General features: G+C 59.1%; 27 protein-coding genes. 10 read left to right on the plus strand and 17 right to left on the minus strand.

Translation table 11 applies throughout. The annotated features are described in order from the left end of the window. Nucleotides 1–61: 61 nt before the first annotated feature. The 3 genes from LG31_RS0119045 (at nucleotide 62) to LG31_RS0119055 (ending at nucleotide 3,326) form a co-directional block, all read left to right on the plus strand. Complete coding sequence (locus LG31_RS0119045; protein WP_033115986.1) at nucleotides 62–430, plus strand: cupin domain-containing protein; 369 nt, start codon at nucleotides 62–64, stop codon at nucleotides 428–430. Nucleotides 431–622: 192 nt separating this feature from the next. Continuing rightward, nucleotides 623–2,287: an asparagine synthase B gene (asnB, locus tag LG31_RS0119050; RefSeq protein WP_005352808.1), complete on the plus strand. Its 1,665-nt coding sequence runs from the start codon at nucleotides 623–625 to the stop codon at nucleotides 2,285–2,287. 238 nt (nucleotides 2,288–2,525) lie between these two features. Next, nucleotides 2,526–3,326 (plus strand): NYN domain-containing protein, encoded by an 801-nt coding sequence (locus tag LG31_RS0119055; protein ID WP_033115987.1) that lies wholly within the window; start codon nucleotides 2,526–2,528, stop codon nucleotides 3,324–3,326. A gap of 237 nt (nucleotides 3,327–3,563) precedes the next feature. Here LG31_RS0119055 and maiA read toward each other — a convergent pair whose 3' ends face one another. The 10 genes from maiA to LG31_RS0119105 form a co-directional block, all read right to left on the minus strand. Continuing rightward, complete coding sequence (maiA, locus tag LG31_RS0119060) at nucleotides 3,564–4,202, minus strand: maleylacetoacetate isomerase (RefSeq protein ID WP_033115988.1); 639 nt, start codon at nucleotides 4,200–4,202, stop codon at nucleotides 3,564–3,566. Nucleotides 4,203–4,340: 138 nt separating this feature from the next. Next, nucleotides 4,341–5,336 carry a fumarylacetoacetate hydrolase family protein gene (locus tag LG31_RS0119065; RefSeq protein ID WP_033115989.1) on the minus strand — a complete coding sequence of 332 codons (996 nt, stop codon included), beginning with the start codon at nucleotides 5,334–5,336 and terminating at the stop codon, nucleotides 4,341–4,343. Between the two features lie 10 nt (nucleotides 5,337–5,346). Further along, entirely contained in the window at nucleotides 5,347–6,498 is a 1,152-nt protein-coding gene (locus LG31_RS0119070; RefSeq protein WP_033115990.1) for a homogentisate 1,2-dioxygenase, read from the minus strand. Continuing rightward, nucleotides 6,491–7,627 (minus strand): 4-hydroxyphenylpyruvate dioxygenase, encoded by a 1,137-nt coding sequence (hppD, locus tag LG31_RS0119075; RefSeq protein WP_033115991.1) that lies wholly within the window; start codon nucleotides 7,625–7,627, stop codon nucleotides 6,491–6,493. Before hppD ends, LG31_RS0119070 begins: the two co-directional genes overlap by 8 nt. A 224-nt stretch (nucleotides 7,628–7,851) precedes the next feature. Continuing rightward, nucleotides 7,852–8,550, minus strand: coding sequence for an HAD family hydrolase (locus LG31_RS0119080; RefSeq protein WP_084059665.1), 699 nt, complete (start codon nucleotides 8,548–8,550; stop codon nucleotides 7,852–7,854). A gap of 7 nt (nucleotides 8,551–8,557) precedes the next feature. Further along, nucleotides 8,558–9,220, minus strand: a complete 663-nt coding sequence (locus LG31_RS0119085) for a TIGR01621 family pseudouridine synthase (protein ID WP_033115992.1) — start codon at nucleotides 9,218–9,220, stop codon at nucleotides 8,558–8,560. Nucleotides 9,221–9,382: 162 nt separating this feature from the next. After that, entirely contained in the window at nucleotides 9,383–10,075 is a 693-nt protein-coding gene (locus tag LG31_RS0119090; RefSeq protein WP_033115993.1) for an ABC transporter permease, read from the minus strand. A gap of 3 nt (nucleotides 10,076–10,078) precedes the next feature. Beyond that, complete coding sequence (locus tag LG31_RS0119095) at nucleotides 10,079–10,819, minus strand: ABC transporter permease (RefSeq protein ID WP_033115994.1); 741 nt, start codon at nucleotides 10,817–10,819, stop codon at nucleotides 10,079–10,081. Between the two features lie 215 nt (nucleotides 10,820–11,034). Next, the gene (locus tag LG31_RS0119100; protein WP_033115995.1) at nucleotides 11,035–11,808 is read right to left on the minus strand and encodes an ABC transporter substrate-binding protein; all 774 of its coding nucleotides are present in this window, start codon (nucleotides 11,806–11,808) and stop codon (nucleotides 11,035–11,037) included. A gap of 50 nt (nucleotides 11,809–11,858) precedes the next feature. Then, nucleotides 11,859–12,629, minus strand: a complete 771-nt coding sequence (locus LG31_RS0119105; protein ID WP_033115996.1) for an ABC transporter ATP-binding protein — start codon at nucleotides 12,627–12,629, stop codon at nucleotides 11,859–11,861. A gap of 532 nt (nucleotides 12,630–13,161) precedes the next feature. On the opposite strand from LG31_RS0119105, the gene LG31_RS0119110 reads away from it, so the two are divergent. Then, nucleotides 13,162–14,064 carry a LysO family transporter gene (locus tag LG31_RS0119110; protein WP_033115997.1) on the plus strand — a complete coding sequence of 301 codons (903 nt, stop codon included), beginning with the start codon at nucleotides 13,162–13,164 and terminating at the stop codon, nucleotides 14,062–14,064. 83 nt (nucleotides 14,065–14,147) lie between these two features. On the opposite strand, the gene iadA is transcribed toward LG31_RS0119110, so the two are convergent. After that, complete coding sequence (iadA, locus tag LG31_RS0119115) at nucleotides 14,148–15,278, minus strand: beta-aspartyl-peptidase (RefSeq protein WP_033116040.1); 1,131 nt, start codon at nucleotides 15,276–15,278, stop codon at nucleotides 14,148–14,150. Nucleotides 15,279–15,440: 162 nt separating this feature from the next. Between iadA and LG31_RS0119120 the strand changes: the two genes are divergently transcribed. Beyond that, complete coding sequence (locus tag LG31_RS0119120; protein WP_033115998.1) at nucleotides 15,441–16,058, plus strand: acyl carrier protein phosphodiesterase; 618 nt, start codon at nucleotides 15,441–15,443, stop codon at nucleotides 16,056–16,058. Between the two features lie 54 nt (nucleotides 16,059–16,112). On the opposite strand, the gene LG31_RS0119125 is transcribed toward LG31_RS0119120, so the two are convergent. Then, nucleotides 16,113–16,496, minus strand: coding sequence for a DUF2069 domain-containing protein (locus tag LG31_RS0119125; RefSeq protein ID WP_033115999.1), 384 nt, complete (start codon nucleotides 16,494–16,496; stop codon nucleotides 16,113–16,115). Next, a complete protein-coding gene (gene arsC / locus LG31_RS0119130) occupies nucleotides 16,493–16,843 on the minus strand; it encodes an arsenate reductase (glutaredoxin) (RefSeq protein ID WP_033116000.1) in 351 nt (116 codons plus the stop codon). The genes LG31_RS0119125 and arsC overlap by 4 nt, the downstream gene beginning before the upstream one ends. 60 nt (nucleotides 16,844–16,903) lie before the next feature. On the opposite strand from arsC, the gene LG31_RS0119135 reads away from it, so the two are divergent. Beyond that, complete coding sequence (locus tag LG31_RS0119135; protein ID WP_033116001.1) at nucleotides 16,904–17,386, plus strand: TlpA family protein disulfide reductase; 483 nt, start codon at nucleotides 16,904–16,906, stop codon at nucleotides 17,384–17,386. A 92-nt stretch (nucleotides 17,387–17,478) separates the two neighbouring features. Here the strand turns inward: LG31_RS0119135 and bepA are convergent, their stop codons facing one another. After that, nucleotides 17,479–18,933, minus strand: coding sequence for a beta-barrel assembly-enhancing protease (gene bepA / locus LG31_RS0119140; RefSeq protein WP_367948931.1), 1,455 nt, complete (start codon nucleotides 18,931–18,933; stop codon nucleotides 17,479–17,481). A gap of 121 nt (nucleotides 18,934–19,054) precedes the next feature. Here bepA and LG31_RS0119145 point away from each other — a divergent pair, with 121 nt between their 5' ends. From LG31_RS0119145 to LG31_RS0119155, 3 genes are read left to right on the plus strand one after another with little or no spacing between them, the layout of a single operon-like run. Further along, nucleotides 19,055–19,288 (plus strand): sulfurtransferase TusA family protein, encoded by a 234-nt coding sequence (locus LG31_RS0119145; protein ID WP_033116003.1) that lies wholly within the window; start codon nucleotides 19,055–19,057, stop codon nucleotides 19,286–19,288. 25 nt (nucleotides 19,289–19,313) lie between these two features. Then, nucleotides 19,314–20,384, plus strand: a complete 1,071-nt coding sequence (locus tag LG31_RS0119150) for an AI-2E family transporter (protein ID WP_033116004.1) — start codon at nucleotides 19,314–19,316, stop codon at nucleotides 20,382–20,384. Nucleotides 20,385–20,419: 35 nt separating this feature from the next. Then, nucleotides 20,420–21,226 (plus strand): MipA/OmpV family protein, encoded by an 807-nt coding sequence (locus LG31_RS0119155; protein WP_033116005.1) that lies wholly within the window; start codon nucleotides 20,420–20,422, stop codon nucleotides 21,224–21,226. 79 nt (nucleotides 21,227–21,305) lie between these two features. Here the strand turns inward: LG31_RS0119155 and LG31_RS0119160 are convergent, their stop codons facing one another. Continuing rightward, nucleotides 21,306–22,112, minus strand: a complete 807-nt coding sequence (locus tag LG31_RS0119160; RefSeq protein ID WP_033116006.1) for an alpha/beta fold hydrolase — start codon at nucleotides 22,110–22,112, stop codon at nucleotides 21,306–21,308. Nucleotides 22,113–22,226: 114 nt separating this feature from the next. On the opposite strand from LG31_RS0119160, the gene ppk2 reads away from it, so the two are divergent. After that, entirely contained in the window at nucleotides 22,227–23,042 is an 816-nt protein-coding gene (ppk2, locus tag LG31_RS0119165; protein WP_033116007.1) for a polyphosphate kinase 2, read from the plus strand. 108 nt (nucleotides 23,043–23,150) lie between these two features. Here the strand turns inward: ppk2 and LG31_RS0119170 are convergent, their stop codons facing one another. Further along, the gene (locus LG31_RS0119170) at nucleotides 23,151–24,287 is read right to left on the minus strand and encodes an ABC transporter ATP-binding protein (protein WP_033116008.1); all 1,137 of its coding nucleotides are present in this window, start codon (nucleotides 24,285–24,287) and stop codon (nucleotides 23,151–23,153) included. 68 nt (nucleotides 24,288–24,355) lie between these two features. Then, nucleotides 24,356–25,246, minus strand: coding sequence for a maltose ABC transporter permease MalG (malG, locus tag LG31_RS0119175; RefSeq protein ID WP_005333868.1), 891 nt, complete (start codon nucleotides 25,244–25,246; stop codon nucleotides 24,356–24,358). Nucleotides 25,247–25,251: the final 5 nt, after the last annotated feature.

Here is a 25,251-nt window from a genome sequence, read left to right on the forward strand (position 1 = left end):
ACGAACAAACGCGGAGCCGGGATGGCCCCGCTTTCCTATCTGCCGCTGCCAGGGAGGCACCATGAAGACCCTCAACGACTGGATTTTGCTCGACCGCCACGAGGCGGCCCCTACCCCGCTGATGCCAGCCCCCGAGCGCATTAAAGCTGGCAACCCGGCGCAAACGGTGTGGAACCACTACTCCGATCCCAGCCAGCAGTTTCACATCGGCTTCTGGAGCTGCGAGCCCGGCCGCTGGGCCATCCACTACACCGAGCACGAGTATTGCCAGCTGCTGGAGGGGGATGTGGTGATCCATGACAGTCAGGGCGGCCAGCTTGCCCTCAAACTCGGCGATCAATTCGTGATTCCGGCAGGCTTTGTCGGAGAGTGGGAGACCCTTACCCCCTGTCGCAAGGTCTATGTGATCTTCGAACCCGCCTCGGCTTGACGTTCACGTCACCCTGCCCCGTTGCAGCAACCCTTATCCTGTTGATCCGCTTGACGCTTACGGCATGATTTTCTGCGGTTTTCCCGCTTGCAAAAGGTTTTTCCGCTAGGCATTGTGTCTGACGAGGAATGTAAATGGAATTTCGAGCCCAAACGTGGGGGGCTCATATAAAAATCAAGAGGATTACCGCCAATGTGTTCAATTTTCGGCATTCTGGATATCAAGTCCGATGCAGTAGCCCTGCGCAAATCGGCGCTGGAGATGTCCAAGCGACTGCGTCACCGCGGGCCTGACTGGTCCGGCGTCTACAGCTCAGACAAAGCCATTCTGGTGCACGAGCGTCTGGCCATCGTCGACCCGGGCAATGGCGCCCAGCCGCTCTACAACCCCGAGCGCACCCATGTGCTGGCGGTCAACGGCGAGATCTACAACCACAAAGAGCTGGAGAAGACCCTCAAGGTCGACTTCCAGTTCCAGACCAAATCTGACTGTGAAGTGCTGCTCGCCCTCTACAAGGAGAAGGGCCCGGCGTTTCTCGACGATCTCAACGGCATCTTTGCCTTTATCCTTTATGACGCCGAACAGGATGCCTACTTGATTGGTCGCGACCACATGGGGATCATCCCCCTCTATACCGGTCGCGACGAACATGGCAACTTCTATGTCGCCTCCGAGATGAAGGCACTGGTGCCGGTCTGCAAGAGCGTTGAAACCTTCCCGCCGGGACACTACCTGTGGAGCAAGGATGGCGAACTCAAACAGTGGTACAAGCGCGACTGGATGGAATACGCCGCGGTCGAACACAACGTCAGTGACAAGGCAGAGTTGAAAGCCGCGCTGGAAGCGGCGGTCAAACGCCAGCTGATGTGCGATGTGCCCTATGGCGTGCTGCTCTCCGGCGGGCTCGATTCGTCCGTTATCTCCGCCATCACCAAGCTCTATGCGGCACGCCGCATCGAGGACGATGGCAAGAGCGAAGCCTGGTGGCCGCAACTGCACTCCTTCGCCGTGGGGCTGGAAGGGTCACCGGATCTCGCTGCTGCCCGCAAGGTGGCCGATCATCTGGGGACCATCCACCACCAGATCCACTTCACTGTGCAAGAGGGTCTGGATGCCCTGCGCGACGTCATCTATCACCTCGAGACCTATGACGTCACCACCATCCGCGCCTCCACGCCCATGTATCTGATGGCCCGCTACATCAAGGCGATGGGGATCAAGATGGTGCTCTCCGGTGAAGGCTCCGACGAGCTGTTCGGTGGCTACCTCTACTTCCACAAAGCGCCCAATGCCCGCGAGTTTCACGAAGAGAACGTGCGCAAGCTCGCCTCTTTGCATCTCTATGACTGCCTGCGCGCCAACAAGTCGATGGCCGCCTGGGGGGTGGAGGGTCGTGTGCCCTTCCTCGACAAGGAGTTCATGGATGTGGCGATGCGACTGCAACCTGCCGACAAGATGTGTGGCAAGGGCAAGATCGAGAAGCACATCCTGCGCGAGGCGTTCGAGGATCTGCTGCCCCACGAAGTGGCATGGCGTCAGAAGGAGCAGTTCTCCGACGGCGTGGGTTATTCGTGGATCGACAGCCTGAAAGCCATGGTGGAACAGGAAGTGACGGATCAGATGTTCGAAGCGGCCGCATTCCGCTTCCCCATCAACACCCCGCTCACCAAAGAGGCCTACTTCTATCGCGCCATCTTCGACGAGCACTTCCCGCTCGAAGCCGCCGCCCGCACCGTGCCCTACGGCAAGTCGGTCGCCTGCTCCACTCCCACCGCGCTGGAGTGGGATGCCAAGTTCAAGGAGATGGCCGACCCATCCGGCCGCGCCGTGATGGATGTGCACCAGCAAGGCTACTGAACCAAGGCACAGCCTCAAATAGCATAAAGCCCCTCCTGAGAGGGGTTTTTTACTTTTAGGATATATTTCGGAAAAAATCATTTGATAACCCTTTCGTGGATATGATGGATTATCCTCGTCTAGCTAAGTAATATGGTTGAGAAGTTATCAACCGCCATATACATACGGCTTAGGTTGAGCTCAGCAAATTAAGTATAATGACGGTGCTAAGCTAGAATATCAGAGCATAGGAGCTACCTTGGTATCACCACGACTAGTTGCAAAAATTGAAGCAGAAGAGCCTACCCTCCGCTTGGCTGTACTCATTGATGCAGACAATGCCCAAGCTGCAGTAATTGAGGGACTGCTAGCAGAGATTGCTCGATTTGGAGAGGCTACGGTAAAGCGTATATATGGCGACTTTACTGCTCCAACAAGTGCATCTTGGAAAAAAGTATTACAACAATATGCCATAAAACCTATTCAGCAGTTCGCATACACTACTGGTAAAAATGCCACTGACAGTACCTTAATAATCGATGCAATGGACCTGCTCTACACACGAAAGTTCGATGGTTTTTGTCTTATAACAAGCGACTCAGATTTCACTGGTCTTGCTATGCGACTACGTGAAGAGGGGCTTACTGTTCTTGGTTTTGGTGAAAAGAAGACCCCTGATGCTTTTCGCAATGCCTGTCATAAGTTTGTGTTTACTGAATTCCTTCGCCCTGGTGCTGCCACCCAGCAGATAATATTAGAGAAGAAAGTTGAAAACGGACATAAACCGATAGAACACCACCCACCATCAGAAACAAAACCAATTTTCCCTGCGAAATTTCTTTTAGCTGCGCTAGAACAGTCAAGTGACGATGCGGGTTGGGCGCAACTGGGAACTTTTGGTAGTTATCTCACAAAATTACAGCCTGATTTCGATTCTAGGCTTTATGGCTTCAAAAAACTCTCCGATCTTGTCAAGGCAAAAACAGATTTATTTATTACGGAGGAACGACCAGCACCGGGTTCAACACTAAAGGTTTTATATCTTCGAGCAAAGCAGTGATATAATTTATGCCGATGCTAATTAAGTAATATCAAGAATGAAGGCAGCTTATAAAGCTGCCCTTATTTCAATGGCCAGGCTTGTGTTTATGCGGCTTAAGGTCTGGATGATCTTTTTGCTTTTCAGGTGTGACCCTTTGTCGTTTATCCGATGTTCCATCTTCATTTTTCCTTTTTGGACCAGGCTTAATCCCCATCATTAACTCCTTCTAACGTTGGCTTGCGTGAGAAATCATAGTTACCCCTGTGCATCCGGCTGGTTTGCGGGGGCTGCCTTGATAAAGGCCTGCAACTGCTCGCAGTTGGCGACGATGCGGCGAATGGTGGGGTAATCGTCCAGGGTCATGTCGTAGCGGCGGGCGTTGTAGACTTGGGGCACCAGCATGCAGTCGGCCAGGGTCACTTCATTGCCAACACAGTAGACACCGGCGGTAGTCATCAACAGCTGTTCGAGGGCGGTGAAGGTCTCGTCAATCCAGTGGCAATACCAGTCAGCTTCCTGTGCTTTGCTGGCCCTGAAGTGCTCTTCCAGATAGTTGAGTACCCGCAGATTGTTGAGGGGATGAGTATCACAGGCGATCATGTTGACGAGCTGGCGCACCCTGGCCCGCGCCTCGGGGGCAGAGGGCATCAGGGAGTAGGCGGGATAGGTCTCGTCGAGGTACTCCATGATGGCAACCGACTGACCCAGCTGCACATCGCCATCCACCAGAAACGGCACCAGCCCTTGCGGGTTGATCCGGCGATAGGCCTTCTCGCGCTGCTCGCCCTGCCGCAAATTGATCGGATGCTGCTCGTAGGCGAGCCCCTTGAGCTGCAACACGATCCGCACCCGAAAACTTGCCGATGAACGCCAATAGCCAAACAACTGCAACATAATCTGTCCCTGCTTTTTATCTGGGCCCGAAGCCCGGCAGGTGCTCGCCACCTGCCTCCTTGTGTATCCGGCACCGGTTGAGGACTCGCCGTTATCCAGAAAAATTGGGATATCTTTGCCGTCCACCGGCGCTGGCCATCAACCTCCCTGACCGCTCGCAGGCACCACTTGTTGAGAGATGGTGCCAAACAGATTTTGGCCAGAGCGATCTTCCATCGCGATCGACACTCTATCACCAAACTGCAAATAGGAGGTTGTAGCTTGATCACAATCAAGAATTTCCAGCATGCGGCGCTCGGCGATGCAGGATGAACCGGCGCTGCGATCGTAATTGGAGACGGTGCCGGAGCCGATGATGCAGCCAGCGCCAAGGGGACGGGTCTTGGCGGCGTGGGCAATCAGTTCGAAGAAGCTGAAGGTCATGTCCACCCCGGCTTCGGGCGCACCGAACAGCGCACCGTTGAGGTGGGTCAGGAGCGGCAGATGCACCTTACCATCGTGCCAGTCATCCCCCAGTTCGTCGGGGGTGATGGCCACCGGCGAGAAAGCGCTGGACGGCTTGGACTGGAAGAAACCAAAGCCCTTGGCCAGCTCCCCCGGGATCAGGTTGCGCAGGCTCACGTCGTTGACCAGCATCAGCAGTTTGACGTGGCTGGCGGCCCCTTGCGGGCTCACCCCCATCGGCACATCGTCGGTGATGATGGCCACCTCCGACTCGAAATCGGTCCCCCACTCCTCGGAGCCCATCACGATGGGGCCACGGGGAGCGAGAAAGCTGTCGGAGCCCCCCTGATACATCAGGGGATCGTGCCAGAAGCTCTCCGGCATCTCGGCGCCGCGCGCCTTGCGCACCAGCTCCACATGGTTGACGTAGGCGCTGCCATCGGCCCACTGATAGGCGCGCGGCAGCGGAGAGAGGCAAGACGCTTCGTCAAAGGGGAACGCCTCGGCCACGCGGCCCTCGTTAAGCTGCTGATAGACAGCCTGAAGCTTGGGGGCGATCTCAGCCCACTCATCGAGGGCGGCCTGCAGGGTCTGGGCAATCTCTCTCACCCGCACAGCCCGGGTCAGATCCCGGCTCACCACCACCAAAGCGCCATCACGCTTGCCATTGTTCAATGTTGCCAATTTCATAAGCGATTCCTTATTTGCCGGCAGCAGCGTCCGGACGCTGCCAGCTGGAGACATACCGGGTGTTCTCGATCCCTTCGCACAGGCTGCCGACGTTCAGCGCATCGCGGGTGTCTAGCATGACCGCTACCTCGTCGGTGAATTTCTTGGCATAGGCCTGCCCCGCCGCAAACGCCTTGGGATGGGGGCCGTGGGTAAAACCGGCGGGGTGGAAGGTGACCATGCCCCGCTCGATATTGTCCCGACTGAAGAAGTCCCCCGCGTGATAAAAGAGCACTTCGTCGTAGTCATCATTACTGTGATAGAAGGGCACCTTGAGGGCGCCGGGGTCGCTCTCGATGGGGCGCGGCACGAAGGTACAGATGACAAAGCGGCTCGCCACAAAGGTGGAGTGGGCCGATGGCGGCAGATGGTAGCGGTGGCTCATCAGCGGACGGATATCTCGCCAGTTGAGACGCACCACGCACAAGTCCCCGTGCCAACCTTGCGCATCAAGCGGATTAAAAGGCCAGTTGATGACCGACACCTGATCGTGGCGCTTGACCTGCAGCGACCAGGGGTTTTCATCCTGCTGATCCAAAAATCGCTCGTTGATGGTGGGCACATCGAGCGCCGCCGGGTCGAAGATAGCGTGATTGCCCACCAGCCCCTTGTCCGGCAGCTGATAGCTGTCGTTGGTCGCCTCGATCATCAGGATGAACATGGGCGAGCTAGGTTCGATGCGCCACATGGTGCCACGGGGGATCACCACATAGTCGCCATCGCGCAGGATCAGGTGGCCGTAGTCGCAGAAGAACTCGCCGCCCCCCTCGTGGATAAACAGCAGCTCGTCGCCGTCGGCATTGCGCACCAGAAACGGCATCGCCTCGGATAGCCGCCAGATGCGGTAGCGGCAGTAGGGATTGCTGAGAATATCGGGGGCCACCCAGGGGGAGAGCGAGCTCACCTCCTCCTGCAGGGCATTGAGGTCAAACAGCCGTGGCCGCAGCGGCCCCTCCCAACTGCTCCAGTCGGTGGGGGCATGCTTGTGGTGCATGTGGGTAGCGGGGCCGAAAAAGCCGCTGCGACCCAGTTCGCGCTCATAGATGGCCTGCTCGGGCAGGTCGGCATGGGCCTGACGGGAGTGAGTCCCCTCCCGGTGGGGAAAGTTAATCCAGTTACGCATTGCTCGCTCCCTCTTTGCGGGCCCCCTTCTCATCCTCGCCGCCATCCAGCACGCCGCGGCGGATCTGGTCCAGCTCGATAGATTCAAACAGCGCCTTGAAATTTCCCTCACCAAATCCTTCGTTGCCCTTGCGCTGGATGATCTCGAAGAAGACCGGGCCAATCACGGTATCGGTAAAGATCTGCAGCAGAATGCCATCCTTGGTGGGGGAGCCGTCGATGAGGATGCGCAGCTCTTTGAGGGCAGCCAGATCCTCCTGATGCCCCTCGACCCGGCTGTTCACCTTCTCGTAGTAGGTATCCGGCGTCGGCATAAAACCGGTACCGCGGCTGCGCAGGGTGCGGATGGTGTGGTAGATATCGCTGGAGGCCATGGCGATGTGCTGGATCCCCTCCCCCTTGTACTGGCGCAGGTACTCCTCGATCTGGGACTTGTCATCCGCCGACTCGTTGATGGGGATGCGGATCTTGCCGCAGGGGGCTGTCATGGCGCGGGAATGAAGCCCGGTCAGCTTGCCCTCGATATCGAAGTAGCGAATTTCACGGAAGTTGCCGATCCGCTCATAGAAATTGGACCAGACATCCATATTGCCGCGATGGACGTTGTGGGTCAGGTGATCGATCTCGATAAGGCCGGCATCCACCTCGGCCATCCGAGCCTGCCAGTCGGGGTAGAAGACAAAATCCACGTCGTAGATGGAGCCCTGGTCGCCATAGCGGTCGACAAAAGAGAGGGTGCTTTCGCCGATACCGTAGATGGCGGGGATGTTGAGCTCCATGGGGCCAATCTTGCCAACAAAAGGCTTGGCCCCTTTAGCGATGGCGAACTGCTGGGCCTTGCCCGCATCGCTCACCCGAAATGCCATGCCGCAAACGCTTGGCCCATGCAGGCTGGCAAACTGCTCCGCCTGAGAGTGAGGTTCGGCATTGACCACGAAGTTGATATCCCCCTGCCGATAGAGCCAGCACTGCTTGTGTTTGTGCTTGGCGACCTCGGCAAACCCGAGCGAGACAAACAGGCTCTTGAGGGCGGCAATCCCTTTGGCATCGGGGGCCGTGTACTCGACAAACTCGAAGCCATCTGTGCCTAGAGGGTTGATGGTGTGGGTGGCGGAAGAGGTGGCATTCATCGGGCGCTCCTTGCTCTTGATTCGGTTAAAACGGATTGCGGCACGCAGTGGCGCAGCAAGTGTTAACAATTTGTTTCATTAGAGGCAGGGCGTAGCAGGAAGAGAAGAGGCGGGCCGCAGATAGTTTTTCGCAGCTGGCAGCAAAAGATGTAAATGAAGTGTGACAAACAGTGAGTACCCTTGCCACAACGCTCATTGCGGACGACAAGGGTGTCAGCTTTGCCTTACAACTGCCAGCGCAGTGGAATGAGATGAGGCAACCGCGCCCGGGCTTTTTCCAGTCGAGCCGGGGTGGGATTGATCAGCCAAGCCTGCTCCCCCAAGCCCAGCAGCGGCAAATCGTGCAGGCTGTCGCTAAGCGCCAGCTCGGTATCGAGAGCACAGATCTCGGGCAACAGCTTGTGCTGACCGTGGCAATAGAAGCGAGGCATCAGACCGCCGAGCCGGTAATGCATCCGCGAACCTATGGTGCAATAAGGCAAGTTTGCAGGCCGTTGCAGAGCAAGCTGGGCCCGTACCAGCGCCCGCGGGCTGGCGGAGAGCACCCAGCAGCGATGCCCTTCTTCTTCAAGCAGCCGATGCGCCTCGCGAAAGAGCCCCGGACGAGTGTGGCAGTAGGCACGCACCAGCTTGCGCCAACCGAGGGGAGAGAGCCCCAACGTGATGGCCCACCAGATAAGGGAGATACCTCGCCGCCGCTGGCTGGGCATCAAATAGACCACCCCACCCAGCGCAATTACCGGCAACAGCAGCAGCGGCCAGATCCGGCGGCGCAGGATATAGCGCAGCAGACCGGCATGGCTGTCGCCGGGGGCCAGGGTGTCGTCAAAGTCGGCAAGGATCCAGCGCGGTGCACTCCCGCTCTCTCGATTCCCCCCGCCCTCTTTCGGCACCACTGGTTCAGCTGGCGAGCGGCTTATCATGGGAGCCTCAAAGCGCAAGAGCGGCAATCGCGGCGGTCAGTTCGGGGGTGACAAACTCGGTCCCCTGCGTGGGTGGGCAGACAAAATCGAACGGCTCGCCCGCCAGCGTGAAGCTGAGCCGCCAGGCATGCAGATAGCCACGATCGGCTGACGTGCCGCCATAGCGCTCATCCCCGAGAATGGGGGCGCCGATGCTTTTGAGGGCAACCCGGATCTGGTGGGTCTTGCCGGTCTGCGGCTTAATGCGATAGAGCCGCAGCCCCTCGCGCACCGAGACAGAATCGAACCAGCTGATGGCGGGGTTCTCGAGAGTGCGCGCCAGCAGCCAGCTGCTGCCGCGCCCCTTTTGCATATCCCCCTTCACCCAACCTTGCTTCTTCTTGGGTTTGCGATCGGAGAGCGCCAGATACTGTTTGCTCACCTCGCGGGCCGCAAAGGCCATGCTCAGTTCGCGGTTCGCCTCCGTGGTGCGGGCCAGCAGCACCAGACCGGAGGTCATCTTGTCGAGTCGGTGTACCGGATAGAGGGTCAGACCCGTATCGGCCTTCACCCGATTGACCAGCCCAGGCTCAGTCTCTCCTCCCTCTTCTCCCTTCTCGTCATGCATACCAATCCCAGGCTGCTTGTCGATAACCAGAAAATCGGCGTGTTGAAACAGGATCCGGTACATAACACCTCGGGGGACAGGAAAAAGGCCTGCAACCGGCACGCCGGCTGCTCTCGGGCAGGCATTGTCCCTGCTCGGCCACCATTTGGCAAACGGCCGATAGCCATTGTCGGGCGAAAAAAAGCCCCGCCGACGTGGCAGGGCTTTTCATCTGGCGTCAACCGGTCACACACTGCGCGGCCGCAGATGGGCGTGCCAGCGTGTCTCCCACTTCTTGAACAGCCAGACGATGACAAAGGTGAGCAGCATATAGAGCAGACCGGCTGTCAAAAACGCCTCGAACGGACTGTAGTAGCGGGAGTTGATGATCCGCGCCGCGCCGGTCAGATCGACGATGGTGATGATGCCCGCCACCGCCGAACCCTGCAGCATGAAGATCACCTCGTTGCTGTAAGCAGGCAGCGCCCGGCGAAACGAGTTGGGCAAAATGATCCGGGTCAGGGTCTGCCAGCGGGTCATGCCAAAGGCGTTGGCCGCCTCAATCTGGCCACGCGGCATGTTGTGTACCGCCCCGCGCACGATTTCTGCGGTATAGGCGCCGGTGTTGAGGGTAAATGCCAGCAGCGCGCAGAACCATGCCTCGGAGAAGAGCGACCAGGCAGCACTGTTCTTCAGCCACTCCCATTGGGCAGCGCCGTAGTAGATGATAAAGAGCTGCACCAGCAGCGGAGTGCCGCGAAAGAAGTAGATGTAGGCCCAGATCGGCCCCTTGATCAGCCAGTTGCGACTGTTGCGCAGTATGCCCATGGGCACCGCCAGCATCAGACCGAGGAGCAGGGAGAGGGCCACCAGCCAGACTGTGGTATAGAGCCCCTCCCAGTAGGTGGGCCACTCTTTGAGAATGATTGAGAAATCCATGGCTTACCTCGTTTTGATGGCGTAGTGACGCTCGGCCCACTTGAGCGCCGAGGTAGAGACGGCAGTGAAGATCAGGAAGATGAGCGCCACGGCCATGTAGAAGGTAAAGGGTTGCTGGGTCGAACCCGCCGCCAGCGACGCTTTGCGCACCATGTCATCGAGCCCGATGATGGAGACCAGCGCAGTGGTTTTGAGCAGTACCAGCCAGTTGTTGCCAAAGCCCGGCAGGGCGTGGCGCATCATCTGGGGAAAGAGGATCCGCACAAAGAGTTGGCTCGAACGCATGCCAAAGGCACGGGCTGCCTCCAGCTCCCCCTTGTCCACCGCCAGAATGGCACCGCGGAAGGTCTCGGTCATATAGGCGCCGAAGATAAAGCCGATGGTCGCCACACCGGCGGCAAACGGGCTGATATCCACATAATCGGGCAGCAGGGAGATCCACTCCTGAGACGGGTTGCTCTGCAGCAACCAGTTATTGTAGGTCTCGTTGACCCAGGAACAGACGGCGTTGATGAACACCTGGCCGCCAAAGAAGAGCAGCATCATCAGCACCAGATCGGGGATGCCGCGGATCAGGGTGGTATAGCTGCTGGCAATGGCGCGGGCCCACTTGTAGGGGGAGAGCTTGGCGAGCGCCCCCAGCATGCCGAGCAACAGCGCCAGCAGCAGGGAGGCGAGCGCTACCTCCAGCGTGACCCAGGCGCCCTCCAGCAACGAGGCTTCGTATCCTTTCAAATCAAACATATGCAGCTCCATTGCAACTTCTCGAGTGGGCTGATGCCTCTGAACAACAAGAGAACCCACATCCTTAACACAGTCAGATGCAGCTCCATTGCAATTAATAGGGCCCATCGCTCCACACGGAGAGAACGGGCCCGATGACGACTGACGAGGTGAGCCGGTCGGCCTGTTATTCGCTATCTATGTGGCGAATGACTCACCGTACACGGCTCCTCCTATTACTCGCCGTATACGTCGAACTCAAAGTACTTGTCGTTGATCGCCTTGTACTTGCCATTGGCACGCAGCGCCAGAATGGCGGCGTTGAATTTCTCTTTCAGATCCTTGTCAGCCTTGCGTACCGCAATGCCGGCACCTTCGCCAAACCACTTGGGATCGGTCAGTTTCGGGCCGACGAATTCAAAGGCATCGCCCCCCTCTTTCTTCAGCAGACCGTCGGTAATGGCGGCGGAGTCGGCCAGCACATAGTCGACACGGCCAGATTTCAGATCGAGATAGGCTTCATCGGCAGTGCCGTAACGCTTGATGGTGGCGTTCGGGAAGTTGTCGGTAATGAAGGTATCCATGGAGGTAGCACGCTGCACCGCCACGGTTTTCCCTTCCATGAAGGCCTTGTCGAGCTTGACGTCTGTCCCTTTCTTGGCAGCAAAGCGAGCCGGAATATGTTGATACTTCTGGGTGAAGTCCACCTTCTTCTTGCGCTCTTCTGTGATATCCATGGTGGCGATGATGGCGTCAAACTTGCGCGACAGCAGCGCCGGAATGATGCCGTCCCAATCCTGCTTGACCAGGGTGCACTTCACTTTCATCTCTTCGCACAGGGCATTGGCGATGTCGATATCAAACCCTTTTACCTCGCCATTGGGCTCGGTCCAGGAGAAGGGGGGATAGGCACCCTCAACCCCGATACGCACCTCTTTCCACTCCTTGGCCATCAGGCTGCCGGAAGAGAGGGCAGCAATCACGGTAGTCGCCAGCATCAGCTTGTTCATGTATCTCTCCTTGATAAAACAGTCGATCGTGTAAATCCGGGCTCCGGCCATCAATAGATGGAGGAGATGAATTGTTTGAACCGCTCGGATTTGGGATGGGCAAAAATCTCTTTGGGATTGCCCTCCTCCTCCACTCTTCCCTGATGCAGGAACATCACCTTGTTCGATACATCGCGGGCAAATGACATCTCGTGGGTCACCACCAGCATGGTGCGCCCCTCTTCGGCCAGCTCGCGCATCAGGCCGAGTACCTCACCCACCAGCTCGGGATCGAGCGCCGAGGTGGGTTCATCAAAGAGCATCACCTCGGGCTCCACCGCCAGCGCACGGGCGATGGCGGCACGCTGCTGCTGACCGCCGGAGAGGTGACCCGGGTAGTAGTCGCGCCGCTCCCACAGCCCAACCCGGTTGAGCAACTGCTCCGCCTTGGCGATCGCCTCGGCACGGGGCACCTTGAGCACCTGGATCGGCACTTCGATGATGTTCTGCATGATGGTCATGTGCGACCAGAGATTGAAGCTTTGGAAAACCATCGCCAGCCGGCTGCGAATGCGCTCAACCTGACGCATATCTTCCGGCAACCGTTCGCCGGAACGGCTGGTTTTCATCCGGATCAATTCGCCATGGAGGGAGACGCTGCCGGATGAGGGGGTTTCGAGCAGATTGATACAGCGCAGAAAAGTCGACTTCCCAGAACCCGAGGAGCCGATAAGGGAGATGACATCCCCCTTGTGGGCAGTCATGTCGATGCCCTTGAGCACTTCGTGGGTGCCAAAATATTTGTGCAGATCACGTACTTCCAGTGCGGCAACGTCGCTCATCCATTACAACCTTGTCTGTCCCTAGACGCCGCAGGGGCGTGACTCCACCATCGCCAACTTAACAAAAATTTAACCGATGGTAACCTTCTGCGAAAATATCACCCGGATAGTGAAAAAACAATATGGAACGCGGGGATCTTGGTTAATCGCTCTATTTTTATTCGACTATCACGTATTTTTCAGTACTTTGTTTGCATAAACAGCCGTTTCATCGGCATTTGGAATACCGCCTTTTTATACCCCAATCATTGCCGTGGCAAGAGAAAAACCACATTCAGTCCGCAACGACTCCAAAATGGCTTTATGCAGCCACTCCCCATGCAGATTCTGGCTGGAGCGAATGGATCAAACTGATTTTATTGGCCCCTTGTCAGGAAGCTGCGTCCCCTTCGCACACCCCACATCAGGCTGAAAAGTAACAACTCCCTAATAAATGGCCCCGGAACCCCATGGAAAGCGAGAGAAATGTGACACAGAGCCAATAAGTAATGATAAGGTGGGATTTTTATCAGTTTTTGTGATCGAGGCCCCGATGTTGCTCAATGTCTTGCTGATCCTATTGCCACTGGTGATCGGCTATCTGGTTCCCCTCTCCTCCGCCCGATTGATCAAGCTGGTCAATCAGGGGCTGGGCAAGATGGTCTACCTCATTCTCTTTCTGATGGGGCTGGGGCTTGCCTATGTGGAGAACCTTGGCAGCAACCTCGCCGTCATCTTCAAAGTGGCCGGGATCATGCTCGGCGCCATTACCCTCTGCAACCTGCTGGCCCTCTGGTGGCTCGACAAGCGCTCGCCGCCGACCCATGCCGCCAGCGATGCCAAAATGCCGAGCAAGCTCCATCTCCTGTGGGAGTCGCTGCAGCTCTGCTTTGTGGTACTGGGCGGTGTGCTGCTGGGTCTGCTGGTAGATCTGCGCGCCCTGCCCATCGACAAGTGGAGCGAGTGGGCGCTGATGCTGCTGCTCTTTCTGGTCGGGGTGCAGATGCGCAACTCCGGCATGCGGCTGCGCCAGATCCTGCTCAATCCCTGGGGGATGAAGATCGCCGCCACCGTCATTGTCAGCAGCTGGCTCGGCAGCCTGCTGGCGGCCCAGTTGCTGGACATGCCGATGGCTCACGGGCTGGCGCTGGGATCGAGTTTCGGCTGGTACTCGCTCTCCGGTATTCTGGTGGCCGACAAGCTGGGGCCTGTGCTGGGCTCGGCCGCCTTTATCAACGATCTGGGGCGCGAGCTTATCGCCATCCTGATCATTCCGATCCTGATGCGGCGTCACCCCTCGGCCGCCATCGGCTATGGCGGCGCCACCGCCCTCGACTTCACCCTGCCGGTCATTCAGAAGTCGGGGGGCATCACCGTCGTGCCGGTGGCTATTGTCTCCGGCTTTATCCTGAGCCTGCTCGGCCCCATCCTGATCCTCGGCTTTCTGGCTATCTAGGCTGCCTCTCCCCAGCAAAAAGCCCGACACGGTTGTCGGGCTTTTTGTTTGGAAATCGATACGCGCAATAAAACGCCAAGAGCTTAGCTACGCCACTGACCGCCGCTCATCACCTTAGTGATGGCGAGCGACGCTGATTTGATCAGCAGCAAGTCAGCATCCTGACCGACCCCTATCCGCCCCTTGCCGCCGAGCCCCAGCGCCTGCGCCGGGTTGGCGCTCACGACCGCCAGCGCCACCTCGATCGGCACCCCGAGCTGGCAGGCACGAACGCACTCCTGCCACAGGCTGGCGATCTGACCGCAGCGCATCTCGATAAGGCGCCCCTCGCCATCAAAGCGAGGCAAACTGGCGTTTGCATCGGAGCTGAAGCTGATGCGATCGGCCGGTACGTTGGCGGCCAACAGCTCCACCAGCGCATCGGCCGCCAGCCGTTCGCCATCCTCAACCAGATCGGGAAAGCTGGAAGTGGTGAGATCGACCCAGCCTCCCGCCTTGCCCCACTCGATCGCCTCGGCGAAGAGCCAGGGATTACGGTTACAGTGGGTGGGATAGAGCTGGCGCAGCGGAATATCGGTCTTGTCGCGCAGGGCCCGCAGCGGCACCAGTGCGCCCTGACCATCACCAAGGTGAAAGAAGCTGACCCCGCTCTTGCCCGCGAGCAACCCGGCCACCCGCGCCTCGCTCACCAGACGGGTCAGCTCATCGTGGGTTGGTGCGCTGGATCTGTGGTCGCTGATGGCCACCTCCCCCACCCCCAACACTTCAGGGATCAGGATGATGTCGGACTCCACCGTGCCGGTGATGCTCTTGACCGGCAGATGGTAGGAGCCGGTATACATGAAGGCGCTCACGCCGGCGGCGCGAAATTCACGCACCTTGCCGAGCACCTGAGCCGGCGAGCGGGTCAGGCTGTCGGTACCAAGTGCCGCCACCAACGTGGTCACTCCGGCCTTGAGCGCCTCGCTCGCCACCAGTTCAGGGGTGCGAAAGGCAAAGCCCCCCTCACCACCGCCTCCCGTGATATGGGCCAGCGGATCCACCATACCGGGCACCAGATAGTGACCCCGTCCATCGACACGCATCAGTGGCCAGTCGCCGGGCACACTCATCCCCTTGCCCATCCAGGCGATACGGCCATCCGCCACCAGCAGATCCTGCTGGCCAAGGTAGGCGGGGCTGAAAATTTCGGCCCCCTCGATCAGGGTCAACATCATGGTTACTCCTCGCTCAATCCCGTGACATGCCATCAGGCAGATGGACTATTTACCCACTATTGGAGCGCCGGTGAAAGCACTTCCTGAACAAGACTTTCATGAGAGATGGAAGATCCGCTACTCTCAGCGGCACTATCCGTTCGCAGGCCCGCTTTCATCATGAACTTTCTGGCTCACCTTCATCTGGCCGCCCACACCGGAAGCTCCCTCACCGGCAACCTGCTGGGGGATTTTATCAAAGGGCCACTGCCCACGGGCCTTGCCGCACCGTTTGACGAGGGGATCTGGCTGCACCGCAAAATTGATGCCTTCACCGATGGCCACCCCGAGCACAAGGCAGCCGTTGCCTGTTTCGAGGCCCCCTGGCGCCGCTTTGGCGGCATAGTGGTGGATATGCTCTACGACCACTGGCTGAGTCAGCACTGGGCTGCATTCAGCGCGGATACCCTGCCCCGTTTTCTCGCGCAGAGCTATGGCCAGCTGCTGGCTGACCACCGTGCTTTACCAGAGGGATTGCCGCTCCCCCTCAAGCGGATGGCCGAGCAGAACTGGATCGCCTCCTATCAGCGCAAGGAGGGGCTGGCGCAGGCCCTCAATGGTATTGGCCGCCGGCTGCGCCGCCCGATGCCGCTGGGCGATGCGCTACTCACTCTCACTGAAGGTCAATGGCAAGCGTGCGAAGCAGGCTTTCTGCGCTTCTACCCGCAACTGATGAACCACAGCGTGCAGCAGCTGGCCCTGATCCGGGCTGATTCGGGTCTGGTATCACCGCTATAAAAAACGCCCCTTGCGGGGCGTTCTTCATCACGTAGTTTCACGTTACTTCTTGCATTACTTGGCTTCGCCTTTCTTCTTGCGAATGCTGAGGCCCAGTTCACGACCGCGCAAACGGGCGTAGTAGATGGTGCCGACAAAAGCGAGGGTAGTGAACAGCAGCTCCACCACCGCCAGCCACCGCTCTCCCTCGTCCGTGGTGATCAGGGTCAGGGCATGCAGGAAGTAGGGCATCAACACGAAGTTGCCCCAGGCGTGGGTATAGGGGTTGCCCTGCACTATCCCCTTGAGGGGGAAGAGCAGCGGCACCGTCCAGATCACCGGCAACAGCCAGGGGTTGAGGTCGGGATGAGGCGAGAGCCACAGATGCCAGAGGATGACCCAGCCCAGCAGACCAAAGAAGCCGACCAGAGTCAGCAGACGGGCAAAGCGGGTGCTCACTTGAGGATCTCCAGTACCTGCTCCGGCGGACGACCAATACGGGCCTGACCATTCTTGATGACGATGGGGCGCTCGATCAGCTTGGGATGCTGGTGCATGGCACGAATAAGGTCGTCGCCATTCACTTCACCGAGGCCCAGCTCCTTGTAGAGATCTTCCTTGGTGCGCATCAGCTGGCGCGGGTCGCTAAAGCCAAGCAGGGTCAGCAGCTTGCGGATCTCCTCTTCGCTCGGGGCCTTCTCCAGATAGAGCACCACATCAGGGGCGATCCCGTGCTGTTCCAGCAGCGCCAGGGTTTCACGGCTCTTCGAGCAGCGCGGATTGTGGTAGATTTGGGTCTCGCTCATGGTAACTCCCTGATTAATCGCAAGATGGGACAAGAAACGGCGCTATTGTAGGGGAAAGTGATGGTCAGGGTAAGCGGCAGTGGAAAGGAATTGAAACGAATTTGTTGGCTGATTGTGGCCGGCATGCTGGGCGCCTGCACGCCCGTCCCCGAATTTACCGATGCTGCGGGGCAAAGGGTGGCTCTTGACCACTTTACCGGCAAGCCGCTACTGGTCAACTACTTCGCCCCCTGGTGCGCCCCCTGCCTGCGGGAGATGCCGCACCTCAACGCGCTGGCTGCCGAGGGAGAGATCGCCGTAGTGGCGATCAACTACGACCCGATCACCCCGGCAGAGCTGGACAAGCTGGCCGCGCAGTACCAGATCAAGGTGCCGCTCCTTATTGCCAATGAGGATACCAGGCTCCCCTTCCCTCGCCCAAGCGGGCTACCCACCAGCTACCTGCTCGATAGTGAGGGCAAACTCAAGCAGACGCTGGTCGGTGAACTGGGGCAATCGCAGATCGATACCCTCAAGGCATCCATCAGACATCCGGGCAACTGAGCGCCCCACAGTGCGCAGAGCTGTTTCTCTAGCTCCCCATAAACAACAAGGGCGCACCAGAGTGCGCCCTTGTTGTTGGCAATCGCCTCTCGTCACCCCTTGAGGCTGTCGAGATCCTTCTTGGCCCGCTCCAGCTCGGTGATGCGCGCCTCCAGTCGGGCCAGAGTCATCCGGTCACTGGTGGTGCCTCGAGCCACGATCAGCTCGTCGATGGCCGCCTGATAGTCGCCACGCAGGGAGAGGATTTCAGCCCGCGCCATGTGCAGCTCGGTCATTCTGCCCGCCTTGCGATAGGCGTCGGAGAGCAGGTTCCAGGCCAGATTGTTCTCCTCATGCGCGCGGGCATAGGGGTCGAGGATGGCGATGGACTTCTTGTAGTTGCCGCTTTCGAGATAGGCGTTGCCAAGGTTGACCACCACAACCTCGTTGTCCGGCATCTGGCTGCGGAACTTCTCGAGGCGCGCGATGGCCTGGGCACTGCGTCCCTTGGCCAGATCGATGTCGGTCTGGGCATCGACGATAAAGAGATCTTCCGGATGACGGGTGGCCAGCTCTTTCATCAGCGTGTCCGCTTCGTCGGTGCGTTTGAGCTGGATCAGCGCCAGCGCCTTGCCGTAAATAGCGGCATCCTTGAGCGGGTAATCCCCTTTCTGGATCCGGCTATCGAAGTAACTCAGCATTCCCTGCGGAGTATCGGTGCCATAGCGCACCTGAATGCGCACCTTAGCCAACCAGAAGTCGAGGCTGGGCGGCAAGTCGCGGCGGCCATAGCTGCTCGCCCGGGCACGGGCCTCGCTGATCCGGGTCTCCGGCAGCGGGTGAGTCAGCAGCATTTCGGGCGGCTTGCTGGCATAGCGATACTCGGCAGCCAGTTTCTGGAAGAAGTTGGCCATCCCCATGGGATCGAAACCGGCATCGTAGAGAGTCTTCATACCGATCCGGTCCGCTTCGTATTCGTTGTCGCGGGTGTAGTTGATGGCAGACTGCATGGAGAGACCCAGCGTGGTCTGCAACGCGGCAATACCGGCAGTCGGGTTGATCACCGCCAGTGCGATGGAGCCCACCAGACCGGCCAGGGTCACCGCCGAGCTGCTTGCCTGCGCTTCCATATAGCGGGCGATGTGGCGCTGGGTCACGTGGGTGATTTCGTGGGCCAGTACCGAGGCGAGCTCGCTCTCGCTGTCGGCGTAGAGAAACAGGCCGGTGTGCACCTTGACCCGCCCGCCAAGGAAGGCGGCCGCGTTGATGCTGGGATCGTTAATCAGGAAGAAGGTAAACGGGAAACGCACCCCATCGGCGTTGGAGAGCAGGCGCTGCCCCAGATCGTCGATATATTGGCTCAACACGGGATCATCGATGATCGGCAAACCGGCACGGGCAAAGCGCATGAAGGCGTTGCCATAGCGTACCTCCTGCTCGATGGGCAGGGCCGATACCCCGGCGGTACCAATGTCGGGAAGCTGATTGTTCGCCTCGGCATGAAACGTGGCGCCCATCAGGGAAGCCAGCAGGGGAAGTGATGCCATCAGGGGGGAAAAGCGTGCCACGTTATCTCTATCTCCATCAGAAAGGGCCTCGGCAGAATACCCTTGCCCATCAAGGGCTACAAGCGTTGTTTCATGCTCTTATCACGGCCATAATAGCGGCCATCTGCGTGATGGAGCCCCCATGGAATATCTCGACCTGACCCCCTGGCGCTGTCCCGAGCCGCTGATCCGGCTCAAGCTCTGGTTGCGGGAGGCCAAAACCGGTCAAACCGTCACCATACGGCTGGCCGATGCGGGCTCCCGGCAGGATATTCCGGCCTATCTGCAGCGTCTTGGCCACGGGGTCATTCTCACCCCGGAGCCGGACAATACCCTATCTTTGCAGCTGGTTGTCGGGGCGACACAGCAATCTTGAGCCCCTGTCGTGTAAGGATGCAGTCATGTTAGAAGTCTTGAAGCGCTGGTATCAGACCCGGTTCTCCGATCCCGATGCCGTTACCCTCTTCCTGTTGCTGGTCTTCTGCTTTGCCATCATCTGGCTGTTTGGCGATCTGCTGGCCCCCCTGCTGGTGGCGCTGGTGATGGCCTATCTGCTGGAGTGGCCGGTAGCCCGGCTGCAAAAGGCGGGGCTGTCGCGCACCCTGGCCACTAGCGTCATTCTGATCCTCTTTATTACGGTGGCGGTCGCCTCCCTCCTGGGCCTTATCCCGACCTTGGTCAGTCAGGGGATCAATCTGGCCAAAGAGGCGCCGGCCATGCTGACTCACGCTCAGGATTATGTGCGCACCCTGCCCGACCGCTATCCCGAGCTCATCGACGTCAGTCTGGTGGAGACCGTCATCGACAATATCCGCCAGCGTATTCTCAGTGGCGGCGAGCATCTGGTGAGCGCCTCTCTCAGTTCGCTGGTGAACGTGGTCGCCATCATGATCTACCTGATCCTGGTGCCGCTGATGGTCTTTTTCATGCTCAAGGACAAGCGGGTCTTGATGGGTAGCCTGCGCCGCTTCCTGCCGCGCAACCGCACGCTGGTCAACCGGGTGTGGGTCGAGATGAACAACCAGATCATCAACTACATCCGCGGCAAGGTGATCGAGATCCTGATCGTCGGCATCGCCACCTATGTCCCCTTCGCCCTGATGGGACTGCGCTACTCGGTGCTGCTGGCGGTCGCGGTCGGCTTCTCGGTGCTGATCCCCTACATAGGCGCCGCCGTGGTGACGGTGCCGGTGGCCATGGTCGCCCTGTTCCAGTGGGGCCTCACCCCCGAGTTCGCCTGGTTGATGGTGGCCTATCTGGTCATTCAGGCCCTCGATGGCAACCTGCTGGTACCGGTGCTCTTCTCGGAAGCAGTCAACCTCCATCCGGTGGCCATCATCATCGCCGTGCTGGTCTTTGGCGGTCTGTGGGGATTCTGGGGGGTCTTCTTCGCCATTCCCCTCGCCACCCTGGTCAAGGCGGTGATCAATGCCTGGCCAAAACGCGAAGATCTGCCGAGCCCCGCGAAATAACCCACTTCCCATGCAATCGTGACAACGGAGTGTCCATGACCTTTTTTCGTCAAATCAGAGCGGCAGGGCTGACGGCCCTGCTCCTCGCTGCCGCCCTGCCCGCCCGTGCCGATATCGATCTTGGGTCCATGGATCTGCTCACCAGCGACAGTCCCACCAGCCCGGTGCCACAAGGCTTTGTCGCCGGTGCGGCGCTCATCGGAGGACAGGCCCGCTATGAGGCGCAGGATAATGCCACCTACGCTATCCCGGGCTTTATCTATTTCGGCAACCAGTTCATGTTTCTCGGCGATCGGGCGCGCTACTACTTCCACAAGGATGAGAACGTCGCCCTGTATGGCTATTGCCGGGTACGTTTTGGCAATCTGGATCCCGAGGATTCTCCCGCCTTCAGCGGCATGGAACAGCGCAAATGGCAGCTGGAAGGCGGGATTGGTGGCAATATCATCACCCCCTACGCCCTGCTGACCGTGCGGGCCAACAGCGATATCACCGGCCGCAGCAAGGGTCAGGAACTGCTGCTGTGGGCCGACTTCCCCATTCAGCGCGACAACCTGCTCATCATGCCGGGGATGGGGGTGATGCTGCGCAGCGACAAGATGGCCAACTACTACTTCGGCGGCATCTCCGAGAGCGAGGCCACCGCCCAGCGTCCAGCCTGGGATACGGGGTCAACCCTCTCCCCCATGGCGGCGCTCATCACCAGCTACCGCTTCAGTCCCAACTGGATTGGCATGTTTGCCATGAACTACGAATGGTATGATCGGGACATCAAAAACAGCCCCATCGTCCAGCACGACGGCGAACTCTATGCGGGATTTGCCTTGGGCTACATCTGGTAAAGGTGATGCGCCGTGAGATACGACCAAACAAAAGGGAGCCCTCGGCTCCCTTTTTCACGACCATCGTCAGGCTGCCAATTCAGGCTGATAGCGCCGCCAGAAACCCGGTCAGTTGCTGATTGACGAAGGCCGGATTTTCCAGCGACGAGATGTGGCCGGCTGCCGGGATCTCCCTGAACGGGCAACCCAGTACCTCGGCCATCAGATAGCCCTCCAGCACCGGGCGCGCCTTGTCCTCGCAGCCGGTCATCACCAAGGCAGGAGTGCTGATCTCCTCCAGCCACTCGATGCGATCTTCACGGGTCACAAAGCTGCGGCCCACCGCTACCATGGCGGCAATCTTATCCTTTGGCCAGGCGGCAAGGCGCGCCTTGAAACCGCTCATCAGCGCCTCATCAGGCTGATTGGCAAAAAAGAGCGGCGCCACCTGTTCGACGATGGGCGCCGGCACGGTGCCAAGCTGCTCGATCATCGCCAGCATGCCGAGGTAGCGCTCGCAGGTGATCTGCGGCTCGAGGCCAACGAAGCTGTCCATCAGCACCAGCCCCTTGAGGCGATTTGGTGCCATGCGCGCCAGTTCCACACCCCACATGCCACCGATGGAGAGGCCCACCAGCACGAACTCGTCAACCCCGAGGGCATCAAGCAGCGCCAGATGATCGCGCGCCAGGGTTGCCAGCGTGCAGGCGCCTTCCGGAAGCAGATCGGAATCGCCGTGGCCCCACAGCTCGGGAACGATGCAGCGATAGCTGCCCTTGAGCGCCTCGATTTGCGGCGCCCACATGGCGCTGTCCCACAGATAGCTGTGACCAAACAGCAGCACCGGCCCTTGCCCTTCATCCAGATAGGCCATCCGGCGGCCCGCTATCTCCATAAAATGCTTCATGTTATCTCCTGTTGCCAGCGATGGACGGGCAGTGTATCACGTCCCCCTTGGCAGTCGACTCTCCCTGGTGCAAGCTGAAGTGATGGCAAGAAGGGACTCAAAAAGGAGAAGAAGATGCCGAAAGACAAGAGCAAGAAGCGGCCACGACTGGACAAGAAATGTTATGAACACCACCTCGCCCACCTGCAGGAGGAGCTGGTCAAGCTGCAGGAGTGGGTCAAGCAGGAGGGGCTCAAGGTGGTGGTGCTGTTCGAGGGACGGGACGCCGCCGGTAAAGGGGGCGTCATCAAGGCGATCACCGAGCCCCTCAACCCCCGGGTCTGCCGTGTGACGGCGCTGCCCGCCCCCTCAGACAGAGAGCGCTCCCAGTGGTATTTTCAGCGTTATGTGGCCCACCTGCCCGCCGCTGGCGAGATGGTGCTGTTTGACCGCTCCTGGTACAACCGCGCCGGGGTCGAGCGGGTGATGGGCTTTTGCAGCGACGCCGAGTATCGCGAATTTCTGCGCGCCTGCCCCGAGTTCGAGCGGATGCTAATCCGCTCCGGCATCACCCTGATCAAATACTGGTTCTCGGTCTCTGATGAGGAGCAGGAGAAGCGCTTCAAGGAGCGGATCAACACCCCCATCAAGCGCTGGAAGTTCAGCCCGATGGACCTGCAGTCCCGCTCGCGTTGGGTCGAATACTCCCGTGCCAAGGATGACATGTTCACCTACACCGACACCGAGGATTGCCCCTGGTTCGTGGTGGAGGCGGACGACAAGCGCCGTGCCCGGCTCAACTGCATCGCCCATCTGCTGGGCAAGGTGCCCTACGAGGCGATCCACTACGAACCCATCAAGCTCCCCCCCATCAAGACCGAAGGGTACGAGCGCCCGCCCCTGACCAGCCAGACCTTTGTCCCCGATATTACTGCCGAACTCGAGGGCTGAACCCTGCCACTGCGCCTGCCGGTTTAGCCAAACGGCAGGCAATAAAAAGCCGGTCACAAGACCGGCAAAAAGGCATTGAAGATACGGAAAGCTTGCACAGAACCGCTATCAGGTACGGATGTACTTGGCGGTACGGGGGAACGCCTGCTCCTTGGCATCGAACAGGTAACAGGCTTCGGCCGGAATACCCACGCTGTAGCTCTGGCCGGTCGCCACATCCACATCAGAGGTGGTCTTGACGGTAAAGTCGTGACCATCCACATCCATATAGACGAACGATTCGGCCCCCAGATGCTCGGCAACCTGCACCACGCCGCTCAGCTTGCTATCGGCATGGGCGTGGCTCAGCGGCACCAGATGCTCGGGGCGGATACCCAGCTCAACCTTGTCACCCACCGCGCCGCGACGGGCATCGACCCGCACCCTTACGCTGTCGCCGGTAGAGAGCTTGACCACGCACTCCTGCTCGCCAATCTCCATCAGTTCGGCGGCCAGGAAGTTCATCTTGGGCGAACCGATAAAGCCGGCCACGAACTTGTTGTCCGGGTTGTGGTAGAGATCCAGCGGTGAACCGAACTGCTCCAGGTTGCTGGCAGCCTCGGCTTTGAGCGGGCTCAGCACCACAATCTTGTCAGCCAGGGTCATCGCTTCCACCTGATCGTGGGTCACGTAGATGATGGTGGAGTTGAGCTCCTTGTGCAGCTTGGCGATCTCGATCCGCATCTTGACCCTCAACGCGGCGTCGAGGTTGGAGAGCGGCTCGTCAAACAGGAACACCTGCGGCTGCTGCACGATTGAGCGACCGATGGCAACCCGCTGGCGCTGACCGCCGGAGAGTGCCTTGGGCTTGCGCTCCAGCAGCGGCTCGAGACCCAGAATTTCAGCGGCACGCATCACCCGCTTGTGGATGTTCTCCTTGTCCATCTTCTTGAGCTTGAGGCCGAAGGCCATGTTCTCGTAGATGTTCATGTGCGGATAGAGGGCGTAGGACTGGAACACCATGCCCACGTTGCGCTCTACCGGCGGCACGTCGTTCATGTAGCGACCGCCGATGGTCAGCTCACCGCTGGTGATGTCTTCCAGACCTGCAATCATCCGCAGCAGGGTGGATTTGCCGCAGCCGGACGGGCCGACGAAGACGATGAACTCGCCCTCCTTGATGGAGAGGTTGATATTGCGCAGGGTGTCCTTGTGAACAGCCGGGTCGTAATTTTTGCGAACGTTGTTGAGTACTACTTCAGCCATGACGAGCTCCGCTCTTGAATCTTTGCAAATCGTGATAGCGGGGGAGTCAGCTCCCCCGGCCATAAACCTTAACCTTTCACACCGCCGGCGGTGAGGCCACCGACTAACCAGCGCTGTGCCAGCAGGAAGACCACTGTGATGGGGAAACCGGAGAGCACTGCTGCCGCCGCGAAATCACCCCACAGGTAGTTCTGCGGATAGAGGTACTGCTGGGCTCCGACCGCCAAGGTCAGATTGTTCACATCCTGCAGCAGGATGGAGGCCATGGGCACCTCGGTAATGGAACCGATAAAGGCCAGAATGAACACTACCGCCAGAATGGGCACCGACAGGGGCAACAGGATCAAGCGGAATGCCTGCCACGGAGTCGCGCCGTCGATGGCCGCCGCCTCCTCCAGCGAGGAGTCGATGGTCTCGAAGTAGCCCTTGATGGTCCAGACGTGCAGGGCGATACCGCCCATGTAGGCGAGGATCAGGCCACCGTGGGTGTTGAGACCCAGCCAGGGGATGTAGTCACCAATCTTGTTAAAGAGCGCGTAGATGGCCACCAGTGCCAGCACCGCCGGGAACATCTGGAAAATCAGCATGCCCTGCAGGATGGTGGACTTGCCACGAAAACGCAGACGGGCAAAGGCGTAGGCACAGGTGGTGGAGAGCGTCACGATCATCAGGGCAGTGATGCCAGCGATCTTGATGGAGTTCCACAACCAGGTCAGCACCGGGAACGGCGGTGGCGTGATGCTGCCGTCGGCGTTGGTGATGGACATACCCAGCGCCAGCTTCCAGTGATCCAGGGTCGGATTGGAGGGGATGATCTCCCCTACCGCGAAGTTACCGTTACGGAACGAGATGGCGATAACCATGATCAACGGGAAGATGATCAGCGCCAGGAAGCCCCACATGACCAGGTGGGTTGCCCACACCCGGTATTTGACTGATTTGGGTTGTACGATTGCCATGTTGA

Source organism: Aeromonas lacus, from assembly GCF_000764665.1.
Lineage (GTDB): Bacteria > Pseudomonadota > Gammaproteobacteria > Enterobacterales > Aeromonadaceae > Aeromonas > Aeromonas lacus.

Excerpts from the sequence above, each read along its gene's own strand:
- arsC (WP_033116000.1), bottom strand. The coding sequence starts at position 16,843 with ATGAGCGAGACCCAAATCTACCACAATCCGCGCTGCTCGAAGAGCCGT.
- LG31_RS0119145 (WP_033116003.1), top strand. The coding sequence starts at position 19,055 with ATGGAATATCTCGACCTGACCCCCTGGCGCTGTCCCGAGCCGCTGATC.
- LG31_RS0119080 (WP_084059665.1), bottom strand. The coding sequence starts at position 8,550 with ATGATAAGCCGCTCGCCAGCTGAACCAGTGGTGCCGAAAGAGGGCGGG.
- LG31_RS0119100 (WP_033115995.1), bottom strand. The coding sequence starts at position 11,808 with ATGAACAAGCTGATGCTGGCGACTACCGTGATTGCTGCCCTCTCTTCC.
- hppD (WP_033115991.1), bottom strand. The coding sequence starts at position 7,627 with ATGAATGCCACCTCTTCCGCCACCCACACCATCAACCCTCTAGGCACA.
- LG31_RS0119155 (WP_033116005.1), top strand. The coding sequence starts at position 20,420 with ATGACCTTTTTTCGTCAAATCAGAGCGGCAGGGCTGACGGCCCTGCTC.
- malG (WP_005333868.1), bottom strand. The coding sequence starts at position 25,246 with ATGGCAATCGTACAACCCAAATCAGTCAAATACCGGGTGTGGGCAACC.
- LG31_RS0119065 (WP_033115989.1), bottom strand. The coding sequence starts at position 5,336 with ATGAAATTGGCAACATTGAACAATGGCAAGCGTGATGGCGCTTTGGTG.
- LG31_RS0119045 (WP_033115986.1), top strand. The coding sequence starts at position 62 with ATGAAGACCCTCAACGACTGGATTTTGCTCGACCGCCACGAGGCGGCC.
- maiA (WP_033115988.1), bottom strand. The coding sequence starts at position 4,202 with ATGTTGCAGTTGTTTGGCTATTGGCGTTCATCGGCAAGTTTTCGGGTG.
- asnB (WP_005352808.1), top strand. The coding sequence starts at position 623 with ATGTGTTCAATTTTCGGCATTCTGGATATCAAGTCCGATGCAGTAGCC.
- iadA (WP_033116040.1), bottom strand. The coding sequence starts at position 15,278 with ATGTTGACCCTGATCGAGGGGGCCGAAATTTTCAGCCCCGCCTACCTT.
- LG31_RS0119135 (WP_033116001.1), top strand. The coding sequence starts at position 16,904 with ATGGTCAGGGTAAGCGGCAGTGGAAAGGAATTGAAACGAATTTGTTGG.
- LG31_RS0119160 (WP_033116006.1), bottom strand. The coding sequence starts at position 22,112 with ATGAAGCATTTTATGGAGATAGCGGGCCGCCGGATGGCCTATCTGGAT.
- LG31_RS0119095 (WP_033115994.1), bottom strand. The coding sequence starts at position 10,819 with ATGTTTGATTTGAAAGGATACGAAGCCTCGTTGCTGGAGGGCGCCTGG.
- LG31_RS0119090 (WP_033115993.1), bottom strand. The coding sequence starts at position 10,075 with ATGGATTTCTCAATCATTCTCAAAGAGTGGCCCACCTACTGGGAGGGG.
- LG31_RS0119170 (WP_033116008.1), bottom strand. The coding sequence starts at position 24,287 with ATGGCTGAAGTAGTACTCAACAACGTTCGCAAAAATTACGACCCGGCT.
- LG31_RS0119070 (WP_033115990.1), bottom strand. The coding sequence starts at position 6,498 with ATGCGTAACTGGATTAACTTTCCCCACCGGGAGGGGACTCACTCCCGT.
- ppk2 (WP_033116007.1), top strand. The coding sequence starts at position 22,227 with ATGCCGAAAGACAAGAGCAAGAAGCGGCCACGACTGGACAAGAAATGT.
- LG31_RS0119105 (WP_033115996.1), bottom strand. The coding sequence starts at position 12,629 with ATGAGCGACGTTGCCGCACTGGAAGTACGTGATCTGCACAAATATTTT.
- LG31_RS0119085 (WP_033115992.1), bottom strand. The coding sequence starts at position 9,220 with ATGTACCGGATCCTGTTTCAACACGCCGATTTTCTGGTTATCGACAAG.
- LG31_RS0119150 (WP_033116004.1), top strand. The coding sequence starts at position 19,314 with ATGTTAGAAGTCTTGAAGCGCTGGTATCAGACCCGGTTCTCCGATCCC.
- LG31_RS0119110 (WP_033115997.1), top strand. The coding sequence starts at position 13,162 with ATGTTGCTCAATGTCTTGCTGATCCTATTGCCACTGGTGATCGGCTAT.
- LG31_RS0119120 (WP_033115998.1), top strand. The coding sequence starts at position 15,441 with ATGAACTTTCTGGCTCACCTTCATCTGGCCGCCCACACCGGAAGCTCC.